Origin of the sequence: Pseudomonas sp. AO-1, from assembly GCF_019775695.1 — a bacterium.
GTDB lineage: Bacteria > Pseudomonadota > Gammaproteobacteria > Pseudomonadales > Pseudomonadaceae > Aquipseudomonas > Aquipseudomonas parakoreensis.
In genome coordinates this window covers 3,127,048-3,143,270 of sequence record NZ_CP079947.1, presented here as the reverse complement: position 1 = coordinate 3,143,270, position 16,223 = coordinate 3,127,048, and the positions used below count along the sequence as shown (strand labels likewise).

The window sequence follows — 16,223 nt, the reverse complement described above, 5'->3', positions numbered from 1 at the left end:
ACCTGACTTTATCCGGGAGTAATGTGATGCTCGGTCAGCTTCACGACGTCGACCTGCAGTTGCTGCGCCTGTTTGTGCGGGTCGTGGAATGTGGCGGCTTCAGCGCGGCGCAAGGTGAGCTAGGCCTCAGCCAGTCGAGCATCAGTCAGCAAATGGCCAAGCTGGAAACCCGCCTCGGTTATCGCCTGTGCAGCCGGGGCAAGGGTGGTTTCAGCGTGACGCCCAAGGGCGAGCAATTGCTGATCGCAATTCGCACGCTGTTTGCATCCATCGAGACCTTCCGCCATCAATCCAACGGCGTCGCCGGACGGTTGATCGGTGAGGTGCGGCTGGGCCTTTCCGAAGCAGTTGATCAGTCGGTGCTGCTGCGGGTGGCGGATGCGATCCGGCGCTTTCGTGAGCGTGACGAGTCGGTGCGCATCGAGTTGATCAGCGCGATGCCCGGGGAGATGGAGCGCCTGCTGCTGCAACAGCGGCTGGACCTGGCCATCGGTTATTTCTCACAGGTGCAGAACGCTTTCGATTACCGCGAACTGTTCCGGGAAACCCAGCATCTGTACTGCGCGCAGGGACATCCGTTGTTCAGCGTCGATGCGCCGGATGACGCGGCATTGCAGGCGTGCGACCGGGTCGATCATCCGTATCGGTTCATGCGCCGTGGCGAGCCGTTTGCGGACCAGCGCTGTTCCGCGCGTTCGGAGCAGGTCGAAGGTACCCTCGCGTTCATTCTTTCCGGCAAGCACATCGATTATTTGCCCGATCACTATGCGCGGGTCTGGGAGGACAAGGGACTGCTGCGCGCGCTGCGGCCTGGGGAACTGAGTTTCGAAGTGGCGTTTCATCTGGCCCGGCACCGGGCGCAGGTGCCGGGGGATGCGCAAAAGGCGTTTGAGGAGGATTTGCTCGCAGCCTTCACCCGAAAAATTTCTGCCAGCAATTAACCTGTAGTGAGGGGATTTATCCCCGATGGGCGCGAAGCGGCCCGGCTCTTCGGTATTCAGGAGCTGGGCCTGCTACGCAGTCCATCGGGGATAAATCCCCTCACCACAGGCACAGCAACAAGTTCAAACCCCGTATTTCTTGACCTTTCAGGCAATTTTTGCTCGTTGCCCTCGCCGCCCGCTTCCGGCATCCTGCGCCTCCATTTTCTGACCCGGCCCCGCCTCACGGCGCGCAAAACACCATGACCGCCTCTGAAAAAGTCCCGCGCAACAACGATCTGATCTACGGCCTCAACGACCGACCGCACTTGACCGCCACGGTGTTCGCCGCACTGCAACACGTGCTCGCGAGCTTCGTCGGCATCATTACCCCGACCCTGATCATGGGCGGCGCCCTGGGCCTGCAAAGTGAAATTCCTTACCTGATCAGCATGGCGCTGTTCGTCTCGGGCCTCGGCACGTTCGTTCAAGCCAAGCGTTTCGGCCCAGTGGGTTCCGGTCTGCTGTGCCTGCAAGGCACCAGTTTTTCCTTTATCAGCGTGATTCTCAGCGCCGGTTTCATGGTCAAGGCACGTGGCGGCGGTACCGATGAAATTCTCTCGACCATTTTCGGTGTGTGCTTCTTCGCGGCATTCATCGAAGTGGTGCTCAGTCAGTTCATCGGCAAGCTCAGGATGCTGATCACTCCGGTGGTCACCGGCACCATCATCACGTTGATGGGCCTGTCGCTGATCAAAGTAGCGATGACCGACATCGCCGGCGGTTTCGGCGCGCCTGATCTGGGCGCAGCCAGCCATGTGTTCCTGGCCGCATTGGTGATCGGCACCATCGTTGTGCTGAACCGCGTCGACGTGCCGTTTCTGCGCCTGGGCGCGATCGTCATCGGCCTGACCCTCGGCTACGTGGTCGCATGGCTGATGGGCACCGTGGATTTCGCCTCGATGCCCGAAGTGCCGCTGGTCAGCGTGCCGGTGCCGTTCAAGTACGGCTTCAATTTCGACTGGGTGGCGTTCGTGCCGGTGGCGGTGATCTTCCTGGTTTCGCCACTGGAAGCCGCTGGCGACCTGACCGCCAACTCGATGATTTCGCGGCAACCGGTCAAAGGCCCGCTGTACATTCGCCGGATCAAGTCCGGTCTGCTCGCCGATGGCCTCAATTCGGCGATGGCTGCAGTGTTCAACAGCATGCCGATGGTGACCTTCGCGCAGAACAACGGCGTGATCCAGCTGACCGGCGTCGCCAGCCGCTACGTGGCGTTCTTCATCGCCGGCCTGTTGGTGCTGCTGGGGTTGTTCCCGATAATCGGCGCGGTGCTGCAACTCATGCCCAAACCGGTGCTCGGTGGCGCCGAACTGGTGATGTTCGGCACCGTGGCCGTGGCCGGGATCAAGATCCTCGCCGAGGCTGGCCTGCATCGGCGCAACATGCTGATCGTGGCGATCTCCGTGGGCATGGGCCTGGGCATCGCCGCGGTGCCGGAAGTGCTGCGCGAGTTGCCGCAAGCGCTGCGTAACATCTTCGAATCGCCGATCACCGTCGGTGCGTTGTGCGCTATCGTGCTGAATATCTTCCTGCCGGAAGAGTTCATTGAGCTGGAAGAAGACGATTTCGATCCGGAAGCGTCGATTCTGCAGGTCATGGAAAACCCCGATCTGCCGGCCAAAGCTGAACCTGCCAGCGCAGCGGCGGTCGCACAGTTGAACCGCTGACGCGACGCCATGAAAAAAGGGCTGAGCCGGCAACGGTTCAGCCCTTTTTCGTTGAGAGACTGTTTATGCGCCGCGTCCACGCCGTCATCCTGTCCCTGCTGCTGTTGTCCCTGAGCGCGTGCGCGCTGTTTCCCAACCGAGACCCGGTGAACATCAACGTGGTCGGCCTCGAACCGTTGCCGAGCCAGGATCTGGAAGTGCGCTTCGCGATCAAGTTACGGGTGCAGAACCCCAATGAAACGGCCATCGATTACAACGGTATCGCCCTGGATCTGGAGGTCAATGGCCGTCCCCTGGCCTCGGGCGTCAGTGATCAGACCGGCTCGATCCCGCGCTTCTCGGAAACCGTGGTCAGCGTGCCGGTCAGCGTTTCCGCGTTCTCGGTACTGCGCCAGACCCTCGGCCTGAGCCAGACACAAACCCTCGATAACCTGCCTTACGTCTTGCGCGGCAAACTCGCGGGCGGGGTGTTCGGCACCATGCGATTTGTCGACAGTGGCAAGCTGAGTTTGCCAAAGGCCACTGCCGCGACGTGGTAAATGCACAATTTTGAAACCGCTCATAAATACCTGTGGGAGCTGGCTTGCCAGCGATAGGGTCGCGTCAGCCAACATCGTAGTTGCTGACAGTCCGCCATCGCTGGCAAGCCAGCTCCCACAGGTTTTTCAATCAGCCCGACGTTATGCGGTGAACCGCACGCCGGGTTTGGCCCGCTCATCGACACTCAGCTCAAACACATCCGGCCGCGCATAGTGGCCAACCACGTCGTAGTCATAGCGCGCCCGAACCAGCTCATCAGTATCGATCTCAGCCGTCAGCAACCCCGCCTCGCCACGTAACGGCCCGGCCAGCACATCGCCCATCGGCCCGACAATCACACTGCCGCCGGCAATCAACGGCCGATCCGCCGGCCAGTTGGCAATCTCCACGCCCAGCGCGTTCGGTGAAGCCTGCACCTGACAGGCACTGACCACAAAGCAACGGCCCTCATGGGCGATGTGGCGCATGCTGACCTGCCACATCTCGCGCTCGTCCACGGTCGGCGCGCACCAGACCTCAATGCCTTTGGCGTACATCGCCGTGCGCAGCAGCGGCATCATGTTTTCCCAGCACACCACCGCACCGAGTTTACCGACCTGCGTGTCGAGTACCGGCAGCGTCGAGCCGTCGCCCTTGCCCCAGATCAGCCGTTCGGTGCCGGTCGGCATCAGTTTGCGATGCTTGGCCACCAGCCCCGCCTGCGGGTCGAAATACAGCGCCGTGCAATACAACGTGCTGCCGGCACGCTCGATCACGCCGATCACCAGATTGGCCCCGGTGCGTGCCGACAAACCGGCCAGTGCTTCAGTTTCTGCCCCCGGCACGTCAATGGCGTTGGCGAAATAGCGTGCGAAGGCCTCGCGCCCCTCAGGCAGGCGATAGCCCAACTGAGTGCCAAAGCCCTCGCCTTTCGGATAGCCACCGAGTAACGCTTCCGGCATGACCACCAACGCCGCGCCGCACTCGCTGATCGCGTCTTCCCAGCTAAGGATCTGTTCCAGGGTTTCACCCTTGCCACCGGGCAAGGCGCCAATCTGCAGGGCGGCGACGATTGATTTGGGCATTGCAGTCACTCCATCAGGTTCAAGTGTTGCCGATTCTGCGGCGGCGCGGGATCATGAATAAAGACCGATTCACTGCTGAACGATATGAGCCAAATGAATATCGCAACCATCGACCTCAACTTGCTGAAAGTCTTCGAAGCCCTGCATGAGGAGTCCAGCGCCAGCCGTGCGGCGCTGCGCCTGAGCGTGACCCAATCGGCCGTCAGCGCGGCATTGCGCCGGTTGCGCGACGTGTATGGCGATCAGTTGTTCGTGCGCACCGGACGCGGTCTGGCACCGACGCTCAAGGCCAATCAACTGAAGCCGGTGGTCAGCGAGGCGCTGAACAAATGCCGGCAAAGCCTGGCGATGGTCGACCCGGCGGCCCATCACTATGACGGCCGTTCGGTCACGGTAGGCCTGTCGGATGACTTCGAAATTGCCTATGGCCGCCGCCTGATCGAAGAAATCGCCCGCTGTGCACCCAAGCTGCGGCTGATCTTCCGCCAGACCCACAGCCAGATCGTCGCTCGCGCCCTGATGGAGCGCAGCATCGACCTGGCGATCACCGCCGGCGGGTTTGCCGAGCGCCTGCTCAGTCGTCTGGTATTGGGTGAAGGGGATTATGCCTGCCTGGTCGATCCGGGCAGTCTGGCGCCCGGTCAACAGGGCATCGATTTGCCGGAGTTCGTCGCTCGCGAGCACATTCTGGTGTCCTCGGGCGGTTTTATCGGCATCACCGATGAGGGGCTGGCGGCGCTGGGGCTGAGCCGGCGGGTCTGCGCCTCGACCACCCACTTTGCCGCGCTGCCGCATCTGCTCAAGGGCAGCGACGCCGTGGCAACCATCCCGACCCATGCCGCCCAGGCCATTGCCGGGCTCAGCGGACTGATGCTGCTGCCCTGCCCGCTGGCGCTGCCGCGTTACCCGATCGAACTGGGCTGGCGCACCAGCACGCAGATCGACCCGGTGGTGATCAAGGTGCGTGAGGCGATTGTCGGGTGTTTCAACGCGGACTGAGGCGCATGTTACTTGTTGGCTGCCATCAGGCGATTGACTTCACTGCGCACCATGTTGGCGAATTCCGGCGGGGACATGCCATCCAGCTCGGCGCGCACCCACTCGGCCCATTTGCCCTTGCGCTTGGAGCGTTCGCCGAACAACCGCGCGGCTTCGCCTTTGGCTTTGCCCAGATTGTTCTGCCAGAGTTCGAACAGACGGGATTTCTCGTCTTCCAGCGCAGCGCGCTCGGCGAGGGATTTGTCGGCCAGATTGAAACTCATGGGGAAATACCTGCTGCGTAAAATGGCGACATCTTACACGCTCGGCGGAAATCTCCCGCGCAGGTTTTTCTTTCGCACCTAAAATCAGTGCAACTTTTCCGTCAGCGCCATACTCCATTGATCACTGTTCATCCATCTGCAAGGAGTCACCCAATGGCCCGCAAATCCCGCGTGCAAGCCGTCGAAGACCAGATCAAGGATCAAGCCTTCAGCGAACTTCAGGCTTTGATCGAAGAGTCCGACAAACTGCTCAAGAGCAGCGCCTCACTGGTAGGCGAAGAAGCCGAGACCCTGCGCGGACAAATCGCTCTGAAACTGCAACAGGCGCTGGACTCGGTCTCCAGCGTGCGTGAGCGCACCAAACCGGCGGTCGAGGCCACCGAGAGCTACATTGGCGGCCATCCGTGGCAGACCGTGGCGATTTCCGCCGGTTTTGGCCTGGTGGTGGGCTTGTTGCTCGGTCGTCGCTAAGCGACGTTTGTCAGAGCGCATTGTTCAAGACCTGACAATAAATCTGTGGCGAGGGAGCTTGCTCCCTCGCCACATCGGTTATCTGACCATTATTCCCCCGCCAGCGCTCGCAACTGCGCAAGCGTCTGCTCATCCAGCACGATGCCTTCGGTCAGTGATCTCGCGCGCTGCAAATGCCGACGATCGCCCGGCAAACGTTTCAACCCCACGCCGTGCATCTGTCGCACCAGCTCTTCGCTGCGCTCGGCAAACGGTTGCCCGGCAGCTTTGCTTGGATCGATGACGATCAGCAACTGCCCGGTCCACGGTGTTTTGGCCCCGGGATGGTTCGACCAGTCGAATTCGAAAGAAAAGTTCCCGCCTGTCAACGCCGCGGCCAGCAGCTCGACCATCATCGACAGCGCTGAACCTTTGTGGCCGCCAAACGGCAACAGTGCGCCGCCCTCAAGAATGGCCTTCGGATCCTGCGTCGCCTGACCCAAACCGTCCACACCCATTCCGGCGGGCAGACGTTCGCCCTTGCGTGCGGCAATCTGCACGTCGCCGTGAGCAATGGCACTGGTCGCCAGATCAAACACGATCGGTGCTCCGCCGGCCCGGGGCGCGGCAAAGGCAATCGGGTTGGTGCCGAACAGCGGTCTGTCGGCGCCATGGGGCACCACGCAGGTCATGCTGTTGACCACGCTGAGCGCCACCAGGCCTTCCTCGGCGAACGGTTCGACGTCCGGCCAGAGCGCCGCAAAGTGATGGGAATTGCGAATCGCCAATACGGCGATCCCGGCGTTGCGCGCCTTTTCCACCAGCAGCGAACGAGCAGCGGCCAGCGCGGGCTGGGCGAAACCGTTGCCGGCATCGACTCGCACGAAACCCGAGGCTACGTCCTCGACTTGCGGCACAGCCTGTCCATTGACCCAACCGCTGTTGAGGGTCGAAACATATCCGGGGATACGGAACACGCCATGACTGTGCGCACCGTCACGTTCGGCACCGGCGCAGTTGGCAGCCAGAGTGCGGGCGACGGACGCCGACGTACCGTGGCGCAGGAAAACCTTTTCAAGCAATTGCGTCAGCGCTTCGAGCGAGAGTGTGGACGCAACGGGGGAAGACACGGAATCGTGTGGCGCAGACATCTGAAGCTCCAGACTAATTATTGGAGGGAACAACAGCGTACGAATATCCAGCCCACCGATTAACCACGTCAGACACGGGTGCTGTCAACCGTTGCGGTGAAGGCTGGTCGCAGCAAGCACACGGCGCTGCCGCTGGTGCGGTAACTATGTACCACCCGCGTCATCTGGCCGGTCATTAGTCTCGAGTCTCAATTTACCGGTGCACCGGACGGTGCCCTGAACGAGACCCGATGATGCCTGCTCCCCTGCCTCCCCTGTTGTTCCTGTCCTTTCTCGATTCCCCCGGATTGTGGCGTGAACTCGGCAATGTCCATCGCTTGTCCATCGCTGATTTCCAGTGGCTGAGCCACGTGCAACTGGCCACCCACACACTGCGCAGTCAGCAAACCCCGCCCATGCTTGCCCATCGAATCCTGCTCAACACCGACGATACGCCTGCGGTGCCTCTGGCCGGCAGCTTCATACTCAGTGCCACCCCCGATGATCGCGGCGTCATGTTGTACACCCCCTTCGACGGGCTGAAAAAACATGCCAGCCTCGCCAGCCTGACCGCACACCTGGAAGAGCGCCTGAACCGTGTCACCGAAGATGATCGGCTGCTGGCATTGCTCGCCCTGTCACAACGCAAACGGCTGGTTGAGCGACGCGCGGTCAGCGTGTCCTACCAGCTTGTCGAAGGCGATATCTTCGAAGATCAACGCGTTGCCATCGAACACTGCCTGCGACTCAACGCTCAGGCAATGCTCGATGAATTGATGCAACTGCCCGAACTAGACAGCCTGCTCCAGAGCATACTCGACACACTCCTGACGCCGACCATGCGTGGCGTCGACCAGACCCGCACACGCGCGAACCATTACACAGCCGCCGCAGCAAGCGGTCCGGCATCGACCGACCGTCCTTCACGGAGTGGGTTTGAAGCGCTGTCACTTGGCGATGCGCTGCTGTTGCACTATCGCCACACCGGATGGCCGATTGGCCAGACCCATGAGTTTTCGCACCCGGACCGGACAGTCCAGGCCAGTGATCAGCAACACTGGGAAACAGCCATCACCACGGCTTCGGGCAAACTGCTGGTATTGCTGTATCAGCAAATGGAGCGCTATTGGAATGGGCCCAGCGCTGGCGGGAGCCCGCGGCGCAGCGTATTTGCGCAAAGCATTCGACAGCAGGCGCTGGCTGACTTTTTGCTCAAACGCGAGGCTGGCATTATCGAGCAGCACACCTTCGACAGCCTGCTGACCTCGTTGGGTTTCAGTGACGGTCCGGCACGCCGCGCGACGCTGGAAACCGTGCGCTTGTGGGAGCATCAGGCAAACTTCGTGGAGCTGGCCGGCGCGTTGATGATCAGCCATTCCGACAGTTGCCTGTATACCCCGACCCACGGCTTGCAGGTGCTCAGGGATTACGAAGATCTCAAAGCCATGCTGCTCAGCAAATTTGCCAGCCCCGGGCACGAAGACGAACTCTACGGCCTGTTGAATCTCGATGAGCGGCAACGCTTTCTCGGTTTCGACAAGCCGCAGGTTTCCGGCCAATCGATTGCCGGAGATGTTTTCAGCGTGCTGCTCGAGTTGATCATCACCAAGCAGCGACAGAACATCGACTATGCCCTGCAGTGGTATCGGCACAGCGACGGCGCCGTGGATATTCGCGCACTGTTCGACAAGGCCCTGGACATCCGTTCGATGCTCCACGAGCGGCTTGAGACCCTGGATGCCCACGGGCGCTGGAGCACCCGGCCGATGCTCACCGGCAACCAATTACCTTCAAGGGTGCTGGCGGACACCGCCGCGGGCGAAGTGCGCAAGTTCGGCAGCATCATGCCCACCCTCGCCGCCGACTTCGCCGCCCAACCGCTGACCGTCACGGCGCTGCAGCGCACCTACCTGCAAGGAATCGCCGCGAAGCTGGCGCACGCCCTGTCTGTCGGCATCACAGGTGAAGCACGGTTGAGAGTCCTGAACGGGACGCTGAGCCGCCATGAGCAAGCGCTGGTCGACACCGTGTTCAATCCGGATCAACCGGATCGCAGCCGCCGCAGGGCACTCAACGGGTTTCAGCCGGATGCCTGGTCATTGACGTTGCAGGTCGCCGGGCAAAGCGAAATGCTGCCGCTGGCCAACTGCGTCCTGCTCACGGAACGCGGTGGCCGCGATACGCAGCACTCAGGACGCGCGATGGTGTGGACACCAGCCCTGGGCCTGGAAGTCTTCCGCTCGATCGAGCATGCCAGACAGGTTTTGGACCAGCGACTGGCGGATCCGCAAAAACGCCTGATGCTGTTGGAAAACCTTTCCCCCCGGCACCAAGGGTTCCATCAACGCTACACGCTGGGACAGGGGCAGCTGATCAGCCGCAGTGTCCTGCTGGATCGGACCGAGTCGGCGATCGAACATTTTCTCCAACGCTGTGAACAGGTACGGGGCCGTCAATGGCCAAAGCCGCGGGAAACTCAAATCCTCAGGACGCTGAGTGAGCAAGTCGTAGAGACCAACCTGCAGCGCGCCACCGCTCTGGCGCGAGCGATCGGCAAACAGCATTCATTGCCTGCCTGGCTGGGCATGGCCACGCTTGAAGCGCAGCAGTTGCATCTGGAGCTGCTGGAACAGTGGCGCCACAGCGTCATTGACGATCAGGATTATCTCCACGCGCTGCCAACCGTGCGTGACTACATCAGGCAGACCCTTCAAACGCTGTTGAGAGCCCGCTTGCAGAGACAGGATCTCGACCCCGAACAGATCACCATCACCCCGGCACAGACGCTGATCGGGCCTGCGATGAGCCTGACCGATTTCGCCTTGAACCATACACATCTCGCACAGAGCACGGCATTCACCCTCAGCTCGGGTACCGACCGGGCGCTGCCGACAGGGCTTGACCAGCAAGCCGTCAGGAGCCTGCTGCTGTCCCTGAACGTTGCAACGACGTTTGCCGATAAAATCACCTCGGCGTTGTCCGCCAGTAACGTCGCTGCTGAACAACGCAAGCAGCGCTTCCTCCGCCAGCTGCCTTGGCAGTTGCTGCAACATGCCCATCAGTTACAACTGCAACAGCGCTTGTCGCCGAAGGCCTTCGGCTTGATTGCTCAGGTGTTCGACATGCCCGACGCCGTGGCCCGCGCGACCGTGCAAGGGGCCGATGCCATTGCCCGGCCGCTGGCGCTGATCAAGACCGCCGGGGCTGCAGCGGTCAAGGCGTTGGGCCTGTACTTGATCGGACCTGCAGGAAAACCCGGTCCTCAAGTGTTGTATGCGCCCTACCATGGTGAACACGCATTCAGTGAGTTCGAGGATGAGGCGTCAGTCATCGCCGCGCTGAATACGCCTGGCTCACTGCAGGACTTGTTGCTGCGCCGCTTGCCGGAAACTCAACGTTCGATCTTCAGCGCGTTGTTCAACGCAAGCAGCGGCCAGGCGAGCGAGATGACCCTGGCCACCACTCCGGTCAACGGTAACTGGTTGCTGCAGTTGTTCGACGACAATCTGGCCTTGTTGCCACGTTTGCTGAGCGGCCATTCAATGCCATCGGCGCAAACGGACTGGGACGCCGCGAAGCACCTGTTCAGTTCGGGCATCCAGTTGGTCCGGGGCGTGCTGCCGGGCAAACTCGCCTGTGCGCAGTTTCTCTGGCAAAGCTACAAGGATTTCAAGGGCTCGGCCGAAGCGTTGCAGGATCACCACTGGAAACGTGCACTGGAAACCTTTACCGCCGGCGCAGCGGAAATGATCAGTCTCGGGCGGCTGGCTCTGGAATCACGTCTGGAATCTCAAGAGGCGGTGCCGCCGCAGCCAACCGCGCCGAGCGCCCCCGTCCTTGCGCAGACCAAGCCGACCGATCCGCAGCGCACCGCGTTGCAGGCATTCGAAACCTCGAAGATCGCCCTCAAGGATCTGACCCATAATGCTGCCGAGGGCACGTATCAGGACCTGAACACCAGAGCGACCTACGCCCCCATTGCCGGTAAAGTCTATCCCGTGGAGCGGCCGGGAGTCGTCTGGCAAATCAAGGGCGCCGGCCAGCCAGGTCCGGTGTTGCAGCACACCGCCTCCCGGCAACTGGTGCTGGATCCGGATCGCCATACCGTGCATTTCGGCAAGGCCTTGTCGAAGATGGTCAACCATTACACCACCCATCGCCAGGCCCGGTACATGCTGAATATCGAAGCGCAAGGCATGGAAGAAATCCGCGCCCGCCATCCGGAAAAAGCACTCATGTTGATCGAGGCAATTGATCTGGCCCGGCATTACGCGTTCAACAGCCTGCACAATCTTGTTCAGCTAAGAAACGATGTGCCGGGCACGCGCCTCGATACTTTTCTCAAGTCGTTTTTTGACGTGCAACGGATTGATGCCGACATGCTCCACAAGTTGAAGCTGTCCATCGTGCCGATCTGTAATGCATTGGTCGATCCAACAGAAGACCTGTTGAATACTCGTCGCTTTGTGGTCGGCTCGAACAGACAGCCCGACTCGGGTGTAATCGCCTTTGTACTGGATGGCGATTTACTCAAGAAGGTCCATTTCACCGAAAAATTCTTCAATCAAGAACTGGAGTGGTACAACACCGGGCTGACCGAGCCCTTCAATGTCGAAGGGCATGCACGGGCCGCGACGCTCATCCACGAGTTTTCCCATCAGTTCAGCAAGACCGTAGACATTGCTTCGCTGGAAGCGCGGCGCCCGTTTGCTGATCTGATTGCTACGGTGACGGGTTACGGAGCTTCCCGCAAACAGCTGCAGACACGTTTTCAACGCGAAGCTCTGTCACTGTCTACCCCCCGTGAAGAGCTGTTCTCGCGCTGGAGCCATGAACTTCAGGAGTGGCTGGATATCGACATGATTGAAGGCATGAATCATGTACGCAAGGAAATTCTCAAGACCACGCGTAGCGCGAATCTGGATGACGCGCGGACCGCTTTTCTCAACCCTTCCAACCCGACTCCACGAATCGACACGATATTGCGCAATGCCGATTCGATCGCCTTTCTGATCTGTGAAATGGGCCGCCAGCTCGATCCGGTGCCCCAATCTCAAGAAGGGCTCAACTGAAGCAAAAAAAATGCGCAGGCGGTTGGCCTGCGCATTGTTTATCGCGGGGCAAGGTCAGTCTTTCTGGTCGCGCAATACATTGCCCGAGGCACCGTCGATGCGGAATTCATACACCGAACCATCGGCCTTGCGTCCCTCACCTTTCCAGTAGCCGTCATTGTCGGCCTCGATTTCATAGACTTCGACGTAACCGGCCTTGGTTTTCACGATCTCGATAGCCTTTTCGATGGTGACCCAGCCCGCACCGGGACGGTCAGCCATGGCAGCACCGGCACTGAACAAGGCGGCAGTGGCGATTGCAGCGGCCAAGGTTTTTTTGATCATTTTTTCACTCCATTTGTGGATGATGTTCGTCTAACGTCCTGTTTTTGGGCGCCACACGGAAAAATAAGTTCCACTTTGATGGGCAATTGCCATGACGGATGTTCTCGGCACCCGACCCGCAAGGTTAGAATGCAGCAAATCAGGACGAGTCAATGACCCAAGAATCCCTCTCGGAAGCCGAATACGATGCAATCACCGATGCCGCCGCGCACTGGTGCATGCGTCTGCACGCCGTAGACTGCTCCGCCGAAGAGCGTCTGGCTTTCGAGCAATGGCGCGATGCGCATCCGCTGCATGCGTTCGAATATGACGCCATGCTGGAAATCTGGGACGTTGCCGAGCACTTGCCCCGTCCGCAGGCGCTGCCAAATGTACCGCTGAATAAAGCGGTTCCCGCCTGGCGTCGCTATGCAATTGCGGCGAGCGTCTGCGCACTGGCCTTGCCACTGGCGGCGTACAGTGGCTGGAATCTGGGCTGGTTGCCCAACAGCTATCAGCACTTCGAAGCCACCGACAATGTCCGTCAAATTACCTTGAACGATGGCAGTCAAGTCGAACTCAACCTCAACACCGAGCTGACGTTCAGCAATTACAAGGACGAACGCCGAGTCACCCTGAAAAAAGGCGAGGCGTTTTTCGAAGTCAGTCATGACCTCTCCCACCCGTTCGTGGTCAGGGCCGGCGAAGGCAAGATCCGCGTGACCGGCACCCGCTTCAATGTCTGGCTGTACGAAGATCAGGTGCGGGTCAATCTGATCGAAGGCTCGGTGCTGGTAACCAGCAACGCCGCACTGCCCGGCGACGGTCTGCGCCTTGGGCCCGCCATGCAGGCGCAGTACCGGCATGGCGATTACATGCCACAGATCAGTCAGACCTACGCTAACGACAACGCTCTGGCCTGGCGCAATGGCAAACTGGTGCTCGACAACCTTGCACTGAATGAGGCCTTGCCGCTGATCAATCGCTATCTGAGCAAACCGTTGAAACTGGCTGACGCCAGTACCGGCGCCATCCGTGTCGGCGGTGTCTACAACGTCAAAGAACTCGGCGGCCTCGTCAACACTCTGCCCAAAGTGTTGCCGGTCTACCTGACCCGTAATACCGAGGGTGATCCGGTAATCAATTCGATGCCGCGGCAGCCGCCGAAAACCTGAAACCCGACACCACCTGCCAGGGTGAACTCAGCGCAATAAAAAGCCGCTGTCCCCATCCAGGGGGCAGCGGCTTTTTCGTTCAGGCTGACTTACTGCGCAACCACCTCAGCGCTCTTGCCCGCGACTTCGCGAACAGTCTGCAGCTGATACTGCGGATCGGCAGCAATCTGCTGCTCAGTGAACGGCAACACGCTCCACTGCTTTTTCGAAAACGCCTGGGTCTGATCCCGGGAATATTTCGACTCGGGGTCGCTCGACAGCGAGAACGCCAGCAGCCCCTGAGCATGCGGACCGTTGTCGCCAAAGCTCACCACTTGCAGATAACTGGTACCGCTGATCACTTCGAGTTTGCCGTCTTCACGCGGCACGCTCTGGATCGCGTTGTAGATTCCCAGCGTCCCGGGTCCGCCGTGGATCGCAGTTTGTTGAGCGCCGCTGCTCACCACTTGAATATCGCCCCAGCGCGTTTCAGGTTTGAGCCCCATTTTCTGCGCGGTGGCGGCCGACGCCAGCAGCGCTTCACGCAGGGCCTTGCTCACGGTCGGTTGCTCGATCGCCAACCCGCGTGGCGTATGTTGCGGGTCTTTTGGATCGAACGGCACCCGCCAGACATCCGGCGACGCTTGCAACGCCTGCATGATGTTCTGGAAGTGCACCAGACCGATGCCCGAATCCAGATTCGCCCGGCCATCCCAGCCCTTGAGGCTGACGCAAACCGGCTTCAACGCGGCCGCGTCCGCCCCCAGATCCGCAGCGCAGAACTTCAACAGATCGGGCAGCACCTGGGTTGCCAGATAGACGTTGTCGTCCATCACCATCTGCTGCAGATCCTTGACCGCCAGCGGCCCCTTTTTGCCCGGCGCACTCAGACGCTCCAGCGCAAATCGTGATCGCAGCCCCAGTGGTTGGCCGTCCTGACTGATCAGTGGCGAGAACCCGGTCAGCGGTTGTGCCGGGTTGGCCAGCCACGCGGAATCGTTGGAGTGCTGAACGAAGTCCTTGCGCAACAGTTGCGGCAGCTGGCTGGCGGCATAGATGCCCTTCTGCGCCGCTTGCGGATCGATATCCCAGGCGCAAGCGCTGTTGGAACCGTCGAGCACAATCATCTGCAAGCCGATGCGTGGGTCGCTGCACTTGGCCAGTTTGTCGGCGCTGACGTTCGGCACCACCGACAGGTTCATGTACAGCGTTTGCCCCTTGTCATCCACGGCCAGCGTGTTGACCCACGGGATGCCCTGGATCTTGTGCACCGAATCCTGCAGGGCTTTGAGGCTTGATGCCTGGTTCATCGCGTACCACTGCGTCAGCACGCGATCATTGTCCAGATTGGCGTCGCGCAGGCTGTAAGCGTACTGATGATCCCAGTCGAGTTTGCCCGGCCACTGTACGATCGGGCCGAACTGCGAGCTGTAGACATCGCGCGAAACCGGCACCACTTGGCCATCCGCCTGCTTGACCTTCACGGTGACGGTCTGCTTGTTCAGCGGCAACGATTGGCCGTCGAGCAGGTAGCGGGTCGGGTCTTTCGGGTCGAGTTGCAGGCGATACAAAGTGAAGTGTTTGGATGAATCGACCGTGTGGGTCCAGGCCAGATGCTGATTGAAACCGATGTTGATCATCGGCAGCCCCGGCAAGGCGGCGCCCATGACGTCGAGTTTGCCGGGGATGGTCAGGTGCATCTGGTAAAAGCGCATGCCGCCGACCCACGGGAAATGTGGGTTGGCCAGCAACATGCCGCGTCCGTTGAATGAGCGCTCACTGCCAACCGCCACGGCGTTGCTGCCGCGATCCAGAGCGAAGCGCTGCAGGCGCGCGTCCGCCAACTGATAGGCCTGCGCCTTGCTGTCGAACTGCGCTGTGGCCTGCGGCGGGGTCGCGCCCGCCAGGGCTTCGGCGAACTGCCCGACACCGCCCTCGACCAACAAGCGCCGAGTGAGCTTCACCAGATCTTCGGCAGCGATATCGCGCACCCACTCGCCCTGGCACTGTTGCGGCAGACCTTGCTCGCGGCGTTCGGCCAAATAGCGGTTGTAGCCGGCGGCATAACCTTCCACCAGATCGTGCACCTGCGCCGGTTGCGCGTCCCAGAAGGCTTTCACCGCTTCGGAGGTGTTGAGCCAAGTGAAGAACAGGTCGCTGACGCGATTCTCGCGTTGTTCGACAGTGAACTGCTCCGGCCCGAAATAGCGCGAGCGCTGACCGTTGACCGTAACAATCTCGTTGGCCAGCAAGCACAGGTTGTCCTGCGCGTAGGCGTAACCGATGCCGAAACCCAGCCCGCGCTCGTTCTCGGCGCGGATGTGCGGTACGCCAAACGCGGTGCGGCGGATATCGGCACTGGCTGGCGTGGCGGGACTGAATGCATGGGCCGACAGACTGAGCCCGAGAAACGCGCTGGCGAGGGCCAGCCCGGTTAACTGCCTGGAAATAATCACACTCGCTCCTGATCGATAGGACACGGTTCGACGCGTGCTTTGCGCAAGGTCCGAACTCGGTCTGAAGTTGACGCCTGCGCCTGGGCGCAAGGTGGCTGTTCAGGAAACGAATGCAGCAAAAAAATATTTAGCCCGTTTGCCC

Annotated in this window: 12 protein-coding genes; 7 read left to right on the top strand and 5 right to left on the bottom strand. The window is 60.6% G+C overall.

The genetic code is table 11. The features are described from left to right. The first annotated feature begins 26 nt into the window (after window positions 1–26). The 3 genes from KVQ82_RS14355 (at window position 27) to KVQ82_RS14345 (ending at window position 3,189) form a co-directional block, all read left to right on the top strand. Window positions 27–941, top strand: coding sequence for a LysR family transcriptional regulator (locus KVQ82_RS14355; protein ID WP_222019234.1), 915 nt, complete (start codon window positions 27–29; stop codon window positions 939–941). 242 nt (window positions 942–1,183) lie between these two features. Continuing rightward, window positions 1,184–2,650, top strand: a complete 1,467-nt coding sequence (locus KVQ82_RS14350; RefSeq protein WP_222019233.1) for a nucleobase:cation symporter-2 family protein — start codon at window positions 1,184–1,186, stop codon at window positions 2,648–2,650. Between the two features lie 65 nt (window positions 2,651–2,715). After that, window positions 2,716–3,189 carry an LEA type 2 family protein gene (locus tag KVQ82_RS14345; protein WP_086791096.1) on the top strand — a complete coding sequence of 158 codons (474 nt, stop codon included), beginning with the start codon at window positions 2,716–2,718 and terminating at the stop codon, window positions 3,187–3,189. Window positions 3,190–3,330: 141 nt separating this feature from the next. On the opposite strand, the gene KVQ82_RS14340 is transcribed toward KVQ82_RS14345, so the two are convergent. Then, window positions 3,331–4,254, bottom strand: coding sequence for a carbon-nitrogen hydrolase family protein (locus tag KVQ82_RS14340; protein ID WP_222019232.1), 924 nt, complete (start codon window positions 4,252–4,254; stop codon window positions 3,331–3,333). A gap of 84 nt (window positions 4,255–4,338) precedes the next feature. Between KVQ82_RS14340 and KVQ82_RS14335 the strand changes: the two genes are divergently transcribed. Next, complete coding sequence (locus KVQ82_RS14335; protein WP_222019231.1) at window positions 4,339–5,253, top strand: LysR family transcriptional regulator; 915 nt, start codon at window positions 4,339–4,341, stop codon at window positions 5,251–5,253. 8 nt (window positions 5,254–5,261) lie between these two features. Here the strand turns inward: KVQ82_RS14335 and KVQ82_RS14330 are convergent, their stop codons facing one another. Further along, window positions 5,262–5,516 (bottom strand): hypothetical protein, encoded by a 255-nt coding sequence (locus KVQ82_RS14330; protein WP_003224595.1) that lies wholly within the window; start codon window positions 5,514–5,516, stop codon window positions 5,262–5,264. Between the two features lie 153 nt (window positions 5,517–5,669). Between KVQ82_RS14330 and KVQ82_RS14325 the strand changes: the two genes are divergently transcribed. Beyond that, on the top strand, window positions 5,670–5,987 hold the full coding sequence (locus KVQ82_RS14325) for a YqjD family protein (protein WP_007961870.1): 318 nt from the start codon (window positions 5,670–5,672) through the stop codon (window positions 5,985–5,987). A gap of 89 nt (window positions 5,988–6,076) precedes the next feature. Here KVQ82_RS14325 and KVQ82_RS14320 read toward each other — a convergent pair whose 3' ends face one another. Next, window positions 6,077–7,117 carry an Ldh family oxidoreductase gene (locus tag KVQ82_RS14320; protein WP_222019230.1) on the bottom strand — a complete coding sequence of 347 codons (1,041 nt, stop codon included), beginning with the start codon at window positions 7,115–7,117 and terminating at the stop codon, window positions 6,077–6,079. Between the two features lie 230 nt (window positions 7,118–7,347). Between KVQ82_RS14320 and KVQ82_RS14315 the strand changes: the two genes are divergently transcribed. After that, window positions 7,348–12,168: a DUF6543 domain-containing protein gene (locus KVQ82_RS14315; RefSeq protein WP_260688104.1), complete on the top strand. Its 4,821-nt coding sequence runs from the start codon at window positions 7,348–7,350 to the stop codon at window positions 12,166–12,168. Window positions 12,169–12,222: 54 nt separating this feature from the next. Here KVQ82_RS14315 and KVQ82_RS14310 read toward each other — a convergent pair whose 3' ends face one another. Next, on the bottom strand, window positions 12,223–12,492 hold the full coding sequence (locus KVQ82_RS14310; RefSeq protein WP_007961867.1) for a PepSY domain-containing protein: 270 nt from the start codon (window positions 12,490–12,492) through the stop codon (window positions 12,223–12,225). Window positions 12,493–12,644: 152 nt separating this feature from the next. Here KVQ82_RS14310 and KVQ82_RS14305 point away from each other — a divergent pair, with 152 nt between their 5' ends. After that, window positions 12,645–13,646, top strand: coding sequence for a FecR family protein (locus KVQ82_RS14305; RefSeq protein ID WP_222019229.1), 1,002 nt, complete (start codon window positions 12,645–12,647; stop codon window positions 13,644–13,646). 89 nt (window positions 13,647–13,735) lie between these two features. Here KVQ82_RS14305 and KVQ82_RS14300 read toward each other — a convergent pair whose 3' ends face one another. After that, complete coding sequence (locus KVQ82_RS14300) at window positions 13,736–16,081, bottom strand: acylase (RefSeq protein WP_222019228.1); 2,346 nt, start codon at window positions 16,079–16,081, stop codon at window positions 13,736–13,738. Between the last annotated feature and the right edge of the window lie 142 nt (window positions 16,082–16,223).